Source organism: Marinomonas polaris DSM 16579, assembly GCF_900129155.1.
Taxonomy (GTDB): domain Bacteria; phylum Pseudomonadota; class Gammaproteobacteria; order Pseudomonadales; family Marinomonadaceae; genus Marinomonas; species Marinomonas polaris.
Window position 1 is genome coordinate 40,947 of the sequence record NZ_FQVF01000025.1, and the last position, 16,031, is coordinate 56,977.

Genomic DNA, 16,031 nt, shown 5'->3' on the forward strand with positions numbered 1-16,031 from the left:
CAAGTAACCAATTTCGAACAAACAAAATAAACCATAAAAATAAAAAGGCCATCCGATATGCGGATGGCCTTTTCTAAATCAAAGTAATCAAATATTAATATCTAATTACTTAAGGATTTTAGCTACAACACCAGCACCAACTGTACGACCACCTTCACGGATCGCGAAACGTAGACCTTCGTTCATCGCGATTGGGTGAATTAGCTCAACAGTCATTTGAATGTTATCACCAGGCATAACCATTTCTACGCCTTCAGGTAGAGAACACGCACCAGTTACGTCAGTTGTACGGAAGTAGAACTGTGGACGGTAACCTTTGAAGAATGGAGTGTGGCGACCACCTTCATCTTTACCCAATACGTAAACTTCTGCTTCAAACTCAGTGTGAGGAGTGATTGAACCAGGCTTAGCCAATACTTGGCCACGTTGCACATCTTCACGCTTAGTACCACGTAGAAGAATACCACAGTTCTCACCAGCACGACCTTCGTCTAGAAGCTTACGGAACATTTCTACACCAGTACAAGTTGTTTTAGTAGTATCAACGATACCAACGATCTCAACTTCTTCTTGGATTTTGATGATACCACGCTCAACACGACCAGTAACAACAGTACCACGACCCTGGATAGAGAACACATCCTCGATAGGCATCAAGAATGCACCATCAATAGCACGCTCTGGCTCAGGAATGTAAGAATCTAGTGTTTCAACTAGTTTACGTACTGCAGTAGTACCCATTTCGTTGTCGTCTTCGCCTTTCAACGCCATTAGCGCAGAACCTGGGATGATTGGAGTGTCATCACCTGGGAAGTCGTATTCAGAAAGAAGGTCACGCAATTCCATCTCAACCAATTCTAGCATTTCAGCGTATTCTTCAGAATCCGCACCACCACAGTCTTCAGCCAACAAGTCAGACTTGTTCAAGAAAACAACGATGTAAGGAACGCCTACTTGACGAGAAAGAAGGATGTGCTCACGAGTCTGAGGCATAGGGCCATCAGTCGCACCACAAACTAGGATTGCGCCGTCCATTTGAGCAGCACCAGTGATCATGTTTTTAACATAATCGGCGTGTCCAGGACAATCTACGTGTGCGTAGTGACGCACTGGAGAATCATACTCTACGTGAGAAGTAGAGATAGTGATACCACGCTCGCGCTCTTCTGGAGCATTGTCGATACCATCAAAAGCAACAGCTGTACCGCCGTACACTTCTGCACATACGCGAGTCAATGCTGCAGTTAGAGTTGTTTTACCGTGGTCAACGTGACCGATAGTGCCAACGTTAACGTGTGGTTTATTACGTTCAAATTTACTCTTTGCCATGATACATACACCTTAAGAATTAGTAAGTATGATGATTAATCTTCATTTTTGATGATCGCGTCTGCCACACTAGCCGGTGCTTCAGCGTATTTCTCAAACTCCATTGCATAACTTGCACGCCCTTGCGACAAGCTACGCACATCAGTTGCATATCCGAACATCTCCCCAAGAGGAACTTCAGCACGAATAATTTTCCCTGACGGGGAATCGTCCATCCCCTGAACAACACCACGACGACGATTCAGGTCACCCATCACATCACCCATGTATTCTTCAGGAGTTACAACTTCCACTTTCATTACAGGTTCAAGAACGCAAGGATCAGCATCAGCCGCTCCCTTTCTTAACCCCTGAGAAGCTGCAATTTTAAAGGCCATTTCATTAGAGTCAACATCATGGAATGAACCATCGATCAGTACAACCTTGATACCCAACAATGGATAGCCAGCGATTACACCGTTCTTCATTTGCTCTGAAACACCCTTTTCTACTGCAGGGATGTATTCTTTAGGAATAGCACCACCAACAATCTCGTTAACAAATTCAAGCCCATCTTTATCAGTAGGGATTAACTTCATTACGACGTGACCGTATTGACCACGACCACCGGATTGACGCACAAATTTGTGATTAACCACCACTTCTTTGCGAATTTTCTCCCGATAGGAAACCTGAGGCTTACCAATGTTCGCCTCCACCTTAAACTCGCGACGCATACGATCAACAAGTATATCAAGGTGCAGCTCACCCATACCGGAAATAATTGTTTGACCCGTCTCTTCATGCGTTTCCACTCGAAAAGAAGGATCTTCTTGCGCTAATTTACCCAGCGCAACACCCATTTTATCTTGATCAGCCTGAGATTTTGGCTCAACAGCTACAGATATAACAGGCTCTGGAAACTCCATACGCTCAAGCACAACAACATTATTCATATCACAAAGCGTATCACCCGTAGTTACGTATTTCATACCCACGATAGCAGCAATATCACCCGCCAATACTTCTTTGATTTCTTCGCGATTATTAGCATGCATCTGAACCATTCGACCAATACGCTCACGCTTCTGCTTAACAGAATTGTAAACCGCATCTCCTGAACGCAACACTCCAGAATACACTCGAATAAATGTTAATGTACCAACAAATGGGTCTGTCGCTATCTTGAAAGCCAACGATGAAAACGGATCATCATCATTAGCAATTCGTGTTACAACAGTCTCACCATCTTCAAGCGTACCTTCAATCGCTTTTACTTCAAGCGGTGAAGGCAAATATTCAACAACAGCATCCAAAACAGCCTGAACGCCTTTATTTTTAAAGGCCGAACCACACGTCACCAAGACAATTTCATTGGATAGCGTGCGAATTCGCAGACCACTTTTTATCTCATCAACAGATAACTCACCCTCTTCAAGGTATTTATCCATCAATTCATCATTTGCCTCAGCTGCCGCCTCAACCATGTGCTCACGCCACTCTAGAGCATCATCAAGCAAGTCATCAGGAATATCCTCTAAAGAGAAAGTCATCCCATGATCTTCTTCACTCCACACTATAGTCTTCATCAAAACCAAATCGATCACACCTCTGAAATCTTCTTCAGTGCCGACATTGATCTGTATTGGAACAGCATTAGCCCCAAGACGAGTTTTTAACTGACGAACAACAGAAAAGAAATCAGCCCCAGTACGATCCATCTTATTGACGAAAACCATACGTGGAACTTCATACTTGTTTGCTTGACGCCAAACCGTCTCAGTTTGAGGCTGCACACCCGAAGAACCACAAAGCACAACAACAGCACCATCTAACACACGTAAAGAACGTTCTACTTCAATAGTAAAATCTACGTGCCCAGGTGTGTCTATAATATTGACACGGTGCTCTTCAAACTGCTTATTCATTCCACTCCAGAAGCATGTTGTTGCTGCTGAAGTTATCGTGATACCACGCTCTTGCTCTTGCTCCATCCAATCCATTGTTGCTGCACCATCATGCACTTCACCAATTTTATGAGACAGACCTGTATAGAAAAGAACGCGCTCAGTTGTCGTCGTCTTACCTGCATCAACATGCGCACAAATACCGATATTACGGTAGCGGTTGATAGGTGTTTTACGTGCCACTGTGTATCCTTCTCCGGATGATTAGAAACGGTAGTGAGAGAATGCTTTGTTAGCTTCTGCCATGCGATGAACGTCTTCACGTTTCTTAACAGCAGAACCTTTGTTTTCAGCAGCATCTAAGATTTCGCCAGCTAGACGCAAAGCCATGGATTTTTCACCACGCTTACGAGAAGCATCAACCAACCAACGCATAGATAAAGCTGCGCGGCGAGCTGGACGAACTTCTACAGGAACTTGGTAAGTCGCACCACCAACACGGCGAGATTTAACCTCAACCATTGGCTGGATAGATTCCAAGGCTTTTTCGAAGATAGCCATCGGCTCTTCAGTTTTAGCGCGAGCTGCTACAGTATTTAGCGCATTGTAAACGATGCTCTCTGCAACAGATTTTTTACCGCTAACCATTACATGGTTGATAAATTTAGCGAGAATCTGGCTTCCGTGTTTAGGATCCGGAAGGATTTCACGCTTAGCGACGACGCGTCTTCTAGGCATATCTATATCCTCTTCAGGTTCGCCCGAGACAATTTAATTATTGCTCGGCCTTACTGTATTAAAAAATTATGTCTAAACGATGAATTAAGCCGTTTTAGCTTACTTCTTAGGACGTTTAGTACCGTATTTAGAACGGCCTTGCTTACGATTTTGCACGCCTGAAGTATCCAAGCTACCACGTACTGTGTGGTAACGAACACCAGGAAGGTCTTTTACACGACCGCCGCGAATCAGCACTACGCTGTGTTCTTGCAGGTTGTGACCTTCACCACCGATGTAGGAAGTAACTTCGAAGCCGTTAGTCAAGCGAACACGACATACTTTACGCAAAGCCGAGTTAGGCTTTTTAGGTGTAGTAGTATATACGCGAGTGCAGACACCGCGGCGTTGCGGACAAGCTTGTAACGCAGGAACGTCACTCTTTGCCACTTTACGTTTACGTGGTTTACGAACCAACTGGTTAACGGTTGCCATTAGACAAGCTCCACAAATCCAATTCTCATGACGGAAATCGCCAAAATTAAGGAGGCGCAAGTTTAATTTGCGCCTATAAAACAGTCAATAGGGAGGCGACTAAAAAATCACCTCCCTTACGATTTAACAGCAAATAACTAGTCTTTCAGTGCAGCACTCAATGCTTCTTCAACATCAGAGGCACTTACTGTCGAACTTCCTTCCTTCGCTGCTAGCGCAAGCTCTTTCTTTCTCTTGCGCTCATTGTGGTAAGCCAAACCTGTACCAGCTGGTATCAAGCGACCCACAACAACGTTTTCTTTCAAGCCACGTAAGTGATCTTTCTTACCAGTTACCGCACCTTCCGTAAGAACTCGAGTTGTCTCTTGGAAAGATGCTGCTGATATAAAGGACTCAGTAGCCAAAGAAGCTTTCGTGATACCTAGAAGCACACGCTCAAACTTAGCTGGGAACTTGCCCTCAGCTTCGGCTTTTTCGTTTGAATCTAGCAGATGAGTAAACTCAACCTGATCACCTTGAATAAGATCTGTATCACCAGACTCACCAACTTCTACTTTACGCAACATTTGGTTAACGATAACTTCAATGTGCTTATCGTTAATTACTACGCCTTGTAAGCGGTAAACTTCTTGCACTTCATTCGTAATGTAATCAGCCAAAGCCTCTACACCTTGAAGACGCAAAATGTCATGAGGGCTCAAAGGACCGTCGGCAATAATCTCACCTTTAGCCACTTCTTCACCATCAAAGATGTTGATTTGACGCCATTTAGGAATCAAAGTCTCGACTGGATCATCACCGTTTTGAGGAGTGATAACCAAACGGATCTTACCTTTTGTTTCTTTACCGAAGCTTACCACACCGCTAGTTTCCGCCATAACAGCTGGATCTTTTGGACGACGCGCTTCGAATAGGTCTGCCACTCGTGGCAAACCACCGGTAATATCTTTGTTACCAATAGATTCTTGAGGAATACGTGCAAGAACCTCACCTGATTTCACTGTCGCACCATGGTCTAGGCTCAACAATGCTTTTTCAGGAAGCATGTACTGTACTGGCGACTCAGTACCTGGAATCAATACAGGATTACCCTGTGCATCAACTACGGCAATCATCGGACGTATGTCTTTACCAGCAGAAGGACGATCACGCATCTCCATAACTTCAATAGTAGTCAAGCCCGTCATTTCGTCAGATTGACGACGAATAGTAACGTTCTCTTCCATACCACTGAACTCAAGACGACCTTCCATCTCAGATACGATTGGGTGTGTATGTGGATCCCAGTTAGCGACGATTTGACCCGCAGTAACTTGATCACCTTCACGCACGCTCAATACCGCACCGTAAGGAAGCTTATAACGCTCTTTCTCACGACCAGCTTCATCAGCAATTGCCAATTCAGAAGAACGAGATGCAACAACTAGATGCCCAGTGTGACGCTCGATACTCTTCATTTTATTGAAACGAACCGTACCCGCACTCTTCACCTGAACACTATCGATCGCAGAAGCTCGAGATGCTGCACCACCAATGTGGAACGTACGCATTGTCAACTGTGTACCTGGTTCACCGATAGACTGTGCTGCAACAACACCAATCGCTTCACCGATGTTAACCTGATGACCACGAGCAAGATCACGGCCGTAACACTTAGCACATACACCATGACGTGTATTACAAGTGATAACAGAACGAATGATCATTTCATCCACACCAGCCGCCTCAATAGTACGAACATCATGTTCGTCAATCAAAGTACCAGCAGCAAGAACGAAATCGCCTTTACCGTCAATAACATCTTGAGCCACTACACGACCCAATACGCGATGACCTAGCGGCACAACTACGTCACCACCTTCAATCATGGCTGCAACGGAAATACCGTTTGTAGAACCACAATCTACTTCAGTGATAACCAAATCCTGCGCTACGTCTACTAGACGACGAGTCAAGTAACCAGAGTTTGCTGTTTTCAATGCCGTATCAGCTAGACCCTTACGAGCACCGTGTGTAGAAGTAAAGTACTGAAGTACTGACAGACCTTCACGGAAGTTCGCAGTGATTGGTGTTTCGATGATGGAACCATCTGGTTTCGCCATCAGACCACGCATACCACCCAACTGACGCATTTGCGCAACACTACCACGGGCACCAGAGTCGGCCATCATATATACAGAGTTGAAAGATTGCTGCTCAACCGTTTCACCTGCTTTATTGACAGTCATCTCTTTTGCCAAGTTTTTCATCATGGCTTCAGTTACAGTTTCGTTAGTACGAGACCATAAATCGATTACCTTGTTGTACTTCTCGCCTTGCGTAACAAGACCATCCGCATATTGGTATTCGATTTCTTTAACTTCTGCCTCTGCTTTAGCAATGATCGCCGCTTTCTCTGGTGGAATAACGAAGTCATCAACACCAACAGAAGAACCAGACGCCGTTGCGTAAGCAAAACCTGTGTACATCAATTGGTCAGCAAAAATACAGCTCTCTTTCAAGCCTACTTTACGGTAACACTCGTTGATCAAGTTAGAGATCGCTTTCTTCTTCATGGTTTGGTTAACCACAGAGAACGGTAGGCCATCAGGAACAATATCAAACAACAAGGCACGACCAACTGTTGTATCTGCAATGAAAGTAGATGGCACTTTGTCGCCATCAAGCGTGGTATCAACTTGGCTGATACGTACTTTTACTTTCGCGTGCAATTCAACTTGTTTAGCACCATACGCACGGTGTACTTCTTTGATGTCAGAAAATGCCATGCCTTCGCCTTTGGCATTAATTTTCTCACGAGTCATATAGTACAGACCCAATACAACGTCCTGAGAAGGAACGATGATCGGTTCACCGTTTGCAGGTGATAGGATGTTGTTCGTAGACATCATCAAGGCACGAGCTTCAAGCTGCGCTTCGATAGTCAACGGAACGTGAACCGCCATTTGGTCACCATCGAAGTCGGCGTTATATGCCGCACACACTAGTGGGTGCAACTGAATCGCTTTACCTTCGATCAACATTGGTTCAAACGCCTGGATACCCAAACGGTGAAGTGTTGGCGCACGGTTCAACATCACTGGATGTTCGCGGATAACCTCATCAAGGATATCCCATACTTCAGGCGTCTCACGCTCAACCATCTTCTTCGCTGCCTTGATCGTCGTAGCCATACCACGAAGCTCAAGTTTAGAGAAGATAAATGGCTTGAATAGCTCAAGTGCCATTTTCTTAGGTAGACCACACTGATGTAGACGCAGTGATGGACCTACTGTGATTACAGAACGACCAGAATAATCAACACGCTTACCTAGCAAGTTCTGACGGAAACGACCTTGCTTACCTTTGATCATATCAGCCAAAGATTTCAGAGGACGTTTGTTAGAACCAGTAATCGCGCGACCACGACGACCGTTATCAAGCAAAGCATCAACAGATTCTTGCAACATACGCTTTTCGTTACGTACGATGATATCTGGAGCCGATAGCTCTAACAGGCGTTTTAGGCGGTTGTTACGGTTAATCACACGACGGTATAGGTCGTTCAAATCAGACGTCGCAAAACGGCCACCTTCAAGAGGTACCAATGGGCGAAGATCTGGCGGAAGAACTGGCAATACATCTAGCACCATCCACTCTGGGCTGTTGCCAGAATGATAGAATGCTTCAACCAACTTAAGACGCTTAGAAAGCTTCTTAATACGAGTTTCAGAATTCGTGCTGCTTAGCTCTTCACGCATGCTGTTAATTTCTACAGGCATATCTAAATCGCGAAGCAACATCTGAACCGCTTCCGCACCCATACGGGCATCAAACTCGTCACCGAATTCTTCTAGCGCTTCAAAGTACTGCTCATCGTTTAGCAATTGGCCTTTATCAAGCGTCGTCATACCTGGATCGATCACAATGAAAGATTCAAAATACAAAACACGCTCAATGTCACGCAACGTCATATCTAAGATAAGGCCGATACGAGACGGTAGAGACTTCAAAAACCAAATGTGTGCAACAGGCGATGCAAGCTCAATGTGACCCATGCGTTCACGACGCACTTTAGACAGAGCCACTTCAACGCCACACTTCTCACAGATAACACCACGGTGTTTCAAACGCTTGTATTTACCACACAAGCATTCGTAGTCCTTAATAGGACCAAAGATTTTTGCACAGAACAAGCCGTCACGTTCTGGTTTGAACGTACGGTAGTTGATGGTCTCTGGCTTTTTAACTTCACCGTAAGACCATGAACGAATCATATCTGGTGATGCCAAGCCAATGCGGATCGCATCAAACTCGTCAGATTGTCCCTGTGATTTTAGAAGACCTAATAAGTCTTTCATGGATATTCGCCCCACTCGTAAGGCCGGGGAGTCTTGCTCCCCAGCAGGTCAAATGTGATTCGTGCTTATTCGTTTTCCAGCTCGATATCGATACCAAGAGAACGAATCTCTTTCACCAACACGTTGAAGGACTCAGGCATGCCAGGTTCCATACGGTGGTCACCATCTACGATGTTTTTATACATCTTAGTACGGCCATTCACGTCATCGGATTTAACAGTCAACATTTCTTGAAGCGTGTAAGCAGCACCGTATGCTTCTAGTGCCCATACCTCCATCTCTCCGAAACGCTGGCCACCGAACTGAGCTTTACCACCCAGCGGCTGCTGAGTAACCAAGCTGTAAGAACCCGTAGAACGTGCGTGCATTTTGTCGTCAACCAAGTGGTTCAACTTAAGCATGTACATGTAACCAACGGTTACAGGACGTTCAAAAGCATCACCAGTACGGCCGTTAAACAATTTAACCTGACCGCTTTCGTTGATTCCAGCTAAACGCAACATACGTTTAATCTCAGACTCTTTTGCACCATCAAAGGCACCAGACGCCATTGGAACACCACCGGTTAGGTTGGATGCCAAGGTCAAAATTTCTTCGTCTGTAAAGCTGTCCAAATCTTCAGTACGCGCGCACTTCAAATCACCTTCGTGGCCGTTATAGATCTCGTCAAGGAAGCTACGCAGTTCTGCAACCGCTTCAGCCTTCTCACGCTCTACAACAAGCATTTCGTTGATCTTACGACCCAAGCCTTTAGAAGCTGCACCTAAGTGAGTCTCCAAGACCTGACCAACGTTCATACGTGAAGGAACACCTAGTGGGTTCAATACGATATCAACTGGATCACCGTTTTCATCGTACGGCATGTCTTCAACTGGCATAATTTTAGAAATTACACCTTTGTTACCATGACGACCGGCCATTTTATCACCTGGCTGGATGCGACGTTTGATGGCAACATAAACCTTAACGATTTTAAGAACGCCAGGTGCTAGATCATCACCTGTTTGTAGCTTGCGTTTCTTATCTTCGAATTTCGCATCAAGTTCTTTACGGCGCTCAATCAAAGCGGCTTGTGCTTTTTCAAGCTGCTCACTCGCTTCTTCATTAGCAACGCGAATTTTAAACCACTCAGGGTGATCTAGATTCGCCAAGTACTCTTCCGTAATAATCGCATTGCGAGCCAAACCAGGACCGCCTTCCGCCTGCTGGCCGATTAGGGCTTCTGCTAGACGCTCGAAAGTCGCTTTCTCAACAATACGGAACTCTTCGTTCAAGTCTTTACGAACTTGATCAAGCTGCGATTTTTCAATGAACTTAGCACGGTCATCTTTTTCAATGCCATCACGAGTGAAAACTTGCACGTCGATAACAGTACCGCGTGTGCCAGTCTTAACACGTTGTGACGTATCTTTTACGTCAGATGCTTTTTCACCGAAGATAGCTCGCAAAAGTTTCTCTTCAGGCGTTAGCTGTGTTTCACCCTTAGGCGTCACTTTACCAACTAGAATATCGCCTGGCTCAACTTCTGCTCCGATGTAAACGATACCGGACTGATCCAACTTAGAAAGCGCACCTTCACCCACGTTAGGGATATCGGCAGTAATCTCTTCAGGTCCAAGCTTAGTATCACGAGCAACACACGTTAGTTCTTGAATATGAATCGACGTGAATCGATCTTCTTCTACAACACGCTCAGAAACTAGGATCGAGTCCTCGAAGTTGTAACCATTCCAAGGCATGAAAGCGATACGCATGTTTTGGCCAAGCGCCAATTCACCCATATCAACAGAAGGACCATCGGCCATAATATCGCCAGATGCTATCTTCTCACCCTTCATAACCAAAGTACGTTGGTTAATACAAGTGTTCTGGTTAGAACGCACGTATTTAGTCAGGTTGTAGATATCTACACCCGCTTCACCAGCAATCGTTTCTTCTGAATTCACACGAACAACGATTCGACTTGCATCAACAGACTCAATCACACCGCCGCGATTTGCAACAATACAAACACCAGAGTCTTTTGCTACGTTTTTCTCCATACCAGTACCAACAACTGGCTTGTCAGCCTTAAGCGTTGGAACGGCTTGACGCTGCATGTTCGAACCCATCAAAGCTCGGTTAGCATCATCGTGCTCTAGGAACGGAATCAAAGACGCCGCCACAGAAACAACCTGACGAGGAGACACGTCCATTAGGTTTACTTTTTCTTTTGGAATCAAAGTGGTTTCGTGCATATGACGCACCTGAACCAACTCATCAACCAAACGACCCTCTTCATCTACGTTTGCAGACGCTTGGGCAATAACATATTTCGCTTCATCAATCGCCGAAACATAAACAGTTTCGTCAGTCTGCTTGCCATCTACAATTTTACGATATGGCGTTTCTAAGAAGCCGTAGCTGTTAGTGCGCGCATAAGTAGAAAGCGAGTTGATCAAACCGATGTTCGGACCTTCTGGCGTTTCGATAGGACAAACACGACCGTAATGAGTAGCGTGTACGTCACGCACTTCAAAGCCAGCGCGTTCACGTGTAAGACCACCAGGCCCTAACGCTGACACACGACGCTTATGCGTTACTTCAGATAACGGGTTGTTTTGGTCCATAAACTGAGACAGCTGGCTTGAACCGAAGAACTCTTTAATAGCAGCAGCAACAGGCTTCGCATTCAAAAGGTCTTGCGGCATAAGGCCATCAGCTTCCGCCATAGACAAACGTTCTTTCACTGCACGCTCAACACGCACAAGGCCAACACGGAATTGGTTCTCGGCCATTTCGCCAACAGAACGAACTCGACGGTTACCCAAGTGGTCGATGTCATCAACCATGCCGTTACCGTTACGGATATCAAGCAAAGTTCTTAGAACAGCAACGATGTCATCGTTATCAAGAACACCTGCACCAGTATCTTCTTCACGACCTAAACGACGGTTGAATTTCATTCGACCAACGCCAGATAGATCATAACGATCTTCTGAGAAGAACAAGCCTTGGAACAAACCTTCAGCCGACTCTTTGGTCGGTGGCTCGCCAGGACGCATCATGCGGTAAATTTCAACCAAAGCTTCCAACTGATTACTAGTTGGATCAATACGAAGTGTGTCAGAAATAAATGGACCGTTATCCAAATCGTTCGTGTAAAGCGTATCAACTTCAGTAATACCAGAAGAAACCAACGCTTCAAGTAAATCAACAGACAACTCAGTGTTTGCTTCCGCAATCAACTCACCCGTCGCAGGGTGAACTAAGTTTTTCGCCGTTACTTTACCAAGCATGTACTCAAGCGGCACAGATAGACGCTCAAGACCTGATTTTTCCATCACACGAATGTGCTTAGCAGTAATACGACGACCTTCTTCTACGATCAGTTCGCCATTCGCATCAGCAATATTAAACAGTGCAGTCTCGCCACGTAGGCGATTTGCAACTAGATCCATTTCAAAACCATCGCGTTTTAAATAGAAACGAGTTGAGTCAAAGAAAGTATCTAGGATTTGCTCTGTTCCGTAGCCCAAAGCGCGCAACAAAATAGTTGCCGGCAACTTACGACGACGGTCAATACGAACAAATACGCAATCTTTTGGATCAAACTCGAAGTCCAACCATGAACCGCGGTAAGGAATAATACGAGCAGAATGTAGTAACTTGCCTGAAGAGTGTGTCTTACCACGATCGTGGTCGAAGAACACACCAGGAGAACGGTGTAATTGAGATACAATAACACGCTCAGTCCCGTTGATTACAAAGGTACCATTGTCTGTCATAAGCGGAATTTCGCCCATGTAGACTTCTTGCTCGCGAATGTCTTTGATTGCCTTGTTAGACGACTCTTTATCATAAATGATAAGTCGTACACGAACACGTAAAGGTGCCGCGTAAGTAACACCACGCAACTGACACTCTTTAACATCAAAGACTGGCTTGCCTAAACGGTAATCGACGTATTCTAGCGCCGCATTGCCGGAAAAGCTGACCATTGGAAAGACAGATTTAAAGGCCCCATGCAGACCTAATTCCCCACGCTCTGCAAGACTTTTACCTTCCTGCAGAAAATTACGGTAGGATTCAAGCTGAATTGCCAGCAAGTATGGCACATCCAAAACGGGCGGCAGTTTACCGAAATCCTTACGGATACGTTTTTTCTCAGTGTATGAGTAAGCCATCAGCATTCCCCAGCTTGTGCACATTGACGCAAAAGGCCCAAATCAGGCCTTACCATATATGGGAGCATTATCTCCCATGTGAAAATTCTTTTAAGTTTTATTTGAGTTTCAGAAACCCAAAAAGGCCGGTGACAATAATGTCACCAGCCATTTCGACTATTGGTCGAAATCTGGAAATGCAAGTATCATTACTTGATTTCGACAGATGCACCAGCTTCTTCAAGAGCTGCTTTAAGAGCGGCAGCATCTTCTTTAGAAGCAGCTTCTTTAACAGTCATTGGAGCGCCGTCAACGATAGCTTTAGCTTCTTTCAAGCCAAGACCAGTCGCTGCACGAACAGCTTTGATTACGTTTACTTTCTTCTCGCCTGCAGCAGTAAGAACAACGTCAAATTCAGTTTGTTCTTCAGCAGCAACGCCAGCGTCAGCAGCAGGACCTGCAGCTACAGCAGCTGCTGCAGATACGCCGAATTTTTCTTCCATTGCAGAAATTAGTTCAACAACGTCCATCACAGACATTTCTGCTACTGCATTGATGATATCTTCTTTAGTTAGAGCCATGACTCAGATTCCTAGCATTCTTTATAATCACCCAAGGGTGATAAAACAAATATTTATCAAGAAGGGATACGGCAAGCCGTATTAAGCCGCTTCTTGCTCTTTTTGATCGCGAACCGCTGCAAGAGTACGTACAAACTTGCTTGTTGCGCCCTGAATAACACTCATCAGTTTCGCAATAGCTTCGTCGTATGTAGGCAGTGTTGCCAAACGATCAATGTCGCCAGCTGGGATCAACTCACCGTTGAACGCCAACGCCTTCACTTCAAACTTACTGTTAGTTTTCGCAAACGCTTTCAACAAACGAGCAGCCGCACCCGGGTGTTCGTTAGAAAAAGCAATTAGCGTAGGACCAACAAAGCTTTCAGCTAGACATTCGAAGTCAGTGCCTTCAACTGCACGGCGAGCCAAAGTGTTACGTACTACACGTACATAAACACCTGCTTCGCGCGCTTCTTTACGTAGTGCTGTCATATTGCTCACGGTAACACCGCGAGAATCAGCAACTACCGCAGACAATGCAGTTTTAGCAGCTTCGCTAACTTCGGCGACAATGGCTTTTTTGTCTTCTAGACCTAATGCCACTGGTTTTCTCCTGGATTAGCAGGGAATAAATTCCCCTATTTTTACCAACTCTCCGATTACTCGAAGTACTTGCTGGTGAGTTAGATCCAGTTAATCTGAATCGGGCCACACCATCTGCGCAGGACAAACATTTTTCAACGTTGTTATTAAACCGTTAGGTTCCTGCGGTCTTTGACGGCCTACTCAACAAATAAATGAAGGCAGACCCCAAAGCTCATGATCTAAACATGCTTACTTAGTAGAGTTAAGCGCGCCTAGATCAATTTGTAGACCAGGTCCCATTGTAGAGGACAAGGTCACTTTTTTCAGGTAAACACCTTTAGAAGACGCAGGCTTAGCACGACGCAAATCGGTTAAAAGCGCTTCCAAGTTACCTCTGATAGCATCAGCAGCGAACTCAATAGAGCCAACAGCAGCATGGATGATACCATTTTTATCTGTACGGTAACGAGCTTGACCTGCTTTTGCATTTCGTACTGCAGTAGCAACATCAGGCGTTACAGTGCCAACTTTAGGGTTAGGCATTAGACCACGTGGACCTAAAATCTGACCTAGTTGACCAACGATACGCATCGCATCAGGTGATGCAATAACTACGTCAAAATCAAGGTTACCAGCTTTAACTTGTTCAGCCAAATCGTCGAAACCAACAACATCTGCACCAGCTTCTTTCGCAGCTTCAGCGTTTGCACCTTGTGCAAATACTGCAACACGAACATCTTTACCAGCACCATGAGGCAATACTGTAGAGCCACGAACAACCTGATCAGATTTACGTGGGTCAACGCCTAGGTTAACAGATACGTCGATAGACTCTTTAAACTTAACAGTAGAAAGCTCAGACAATAGAGCAACAGCTTCTTCTACAGAGTAAAATTTAGTTGCTTCTACTTTTTCAGCGATCAAGCGAGCGCGTTTAGTTAATTTAGCCATTAGTTAACACCCTCAACTTCTAGACCCATAGCGCGTGCGCTACCAGCAATAGTACGAACTGCTGCATCCATGTTAGAAGCAGTCAAATCAGCCTGCTTAGCAACAACAATCTCTTCTAGTTGAGCACGAGTAACCGTACCAACTTTTTGAGTGTTTGGACGTGGAGAACCACTCTTCAAGCCAGCTGCCTTTTTAAGCAAAACTGCTGCAGGAGTAGATTTAGTTTCGAATGTAAAACTACGATCACTGTAAACAGTGATGATAACAGGCGTTGGAAGACCTGGCTCAAGGCTTTGAGTTTTAGCATTGAACGCTTTACAGAATTCCATGATATTCACACCGTGTTGACCAAGTGCTGGACCAACTGGTGGACTTGGGTTCGCTTGACCCGCTTTAACTTGTAGCTTGATATAAGCTTGGACTTTCTTAGCCATTTTTCAACTCCAATTGGGTCACTGCCCGAAGGCTACCCGTTCAACAAAATCAGGCCTTTTCAACCTGACTAAATTCCAAATCAACTGGCGTAGAGCGCCCAAATATAAGCACTGCCACTTTGATTCGACTTTTATCGTAATCCACTTCTTCCACAACACCGTTGAAATCAGCAAATGGCCCTTCGTTAACACGAACAACCTCACCAACTTCAAACAAAGTCTTAGGACGAGGCTTATCAACACCGTCACTAACACGCTGTAGAATAGCATCCGCTTCGCGAGCCGTAATTGGTGAAGGCTTATCAGCCGTACCACCAATAAAACCAAGCACACGAGACGTACCTTTAACCAAATGCCAAGAGGCGTCATTCATATCCATTTGAACCAATACATAACCTGGATAGAACTTTCTTTCACTCTTGCGCTTTTTGCCATCTCGAATCTCGACCACTTCTTCAGTCGGCACCAAGATGTCACCAAAATTCTCTTCCTGCCCCATAACCTGCACTCGCTCTGTAAGCGAACGCATTACGTGCTTTTCGTACCCTGAGTACGCTTGTACTACATACCATCGTTTGGTCACGAGCAA

At 45.1% G+C, this 16,031-nt stretch carries 11 protein-coding genes; all 11 read right to left on the minus strand.

Translation table 11 applies throughout. The features are described from left to right. Window positions 1-105 precede the first annotated feature (105 nt). A complete protein-coding gene (tuf, locus tag BUA59_RS21020; protein ID WP_072841835.1) occupies window positions 106-1,329 on the minus strand; it encodes an elongation factor Tu in 1,224 nt (407 codons plus the stop codon). A gap of 35 nt (window positions 1,330-1,364) precedes the next feature. Then, the gene (fusA, locus tag BUA59_RS21025) at window positions 1,365-3,458 is read right to left on the minus strand and encodes an elongation factor G (RefSeq protein ID WP_072841837.1); all 2,094 of its coding nucleotides are present in this window, start codon (window positions 3,456-3,458) and stop codon (window positions 1,365-1,367) included. 21 nt (window positions 3,459-3,479) lie between these two features. Beyond that, window positions 3,480-3,953 (minus strand): 30S ribosomal protein S7, encoded by a 474-nt coding sequence (rpsG, locus tag BUA59_RS21030; RefSeq protein WP_012071940.1) that lies wholly within the window; start codon window positions 3,951-3,953, stop codon window positions 3,480-3,482. 99 nt (window positions 3,954-4,052) lie between these two features. After that, a complete protein-coding gene (rpsL, locus tag BUA59_RS21035) occupies window positions 4,053-4,427 on the minus strand; it encodes a 30S ribosomal protein S12 (protein WP_012071941.1) in 375 nt (124 codons plus the stop codon). A 137-nt stretch (window positions 4,428-4,564) separates the two neighbouring features. After that, a complete protein-coding gene (gene rpoC / locus BUA59_RS21040) occupies window positions 4,565-8,767 on the minus strand; it encodes a DNA-directed RNA polymerase subunit beta' (RefSeq protein ID WP_072841839.1) in 4,203 nt (1,400 codons plus the stop codon). 65 nt (window positions 8,768-8,832) lie between these two features. Continuing rightward, complete coding sequence (gene rpoB, locus BUA59_RS21045; protein WP_072841841.1) at window positions 8,833-12,933, minus strand: DNA-directed RNA polymerase subunit beta; 4,101 nt, start codon at window positions 12,931-12,933, stop codon at window positions 8,833-8,835. 188 nt (window positions 12,934-13,121) lie between these two features. Then, complete coding sequence (rplL, locus tag BUA59_RS21050) at window positions 13,122-13,493, minus strand: 50S ribosomal protein L7/L12 (RefSeq protein ID WP_072841843.1); 372 nt, start codon at window positions 13,491-13,493, stop codon at window positions 13,122-13,124. Between the two features lie 81 nt (window positions 13,494-13,574). Next, the gene (gene rplJ / locus BUA59_RS21055) at window positions 13,575-14,075 is read right to left on the minus strand and encodes a 50S ribosomal protein L10 (protein ID WP_072841845.1); all 501 of its coding nucleotides are present in this window, start codon (window positions 14,073-14,075) and stop codon (window positions 13,575-13,577) included. A 231-nt stretch (window positions 14,076-14,306) separates the two neighbouring features. Then, window positions 14,307-15,008: a 50S ribosomal protein L1 gene (rplA, locus tag BUA59_RS21060; RefSeq protein WP_072841847.1), complete on the minus strand. Its 702-nt coding sequence runs from the start codon at window positions 15,006-15,008 to the stop codon at window positions 14,307-14,309. Continuing rightward, complete coding sequence (gene rplK, locus BUA59_RS21065) at window positions 15,008-15,442, minus strand: 50S ribosomal protein L11 (protein WP_012071947.1); 435 nt, start codon at window positions 15,440-15,442, stop codon at window positions 15,008-15,010. The genes rplA and rplK overlap by 1 nt, the downstream gene beginning before the upstream one ends. 49 nt (window positions 15,443-15,491) lie before the next feature. Then, window positions 15,492-16,025, minus strand: a complete 534-nt coding sequence (gene nusG, locus BUA59_RS21070; RefSeq protein ID WP_072841849.1) for a transcription termination/antitermination protein NusG — start codon at window positions 16,023-16,025, stop codon at window positions 15,492-15,494. Window positions 16,026-16,031: the final 6 nt, after the last annotated feature.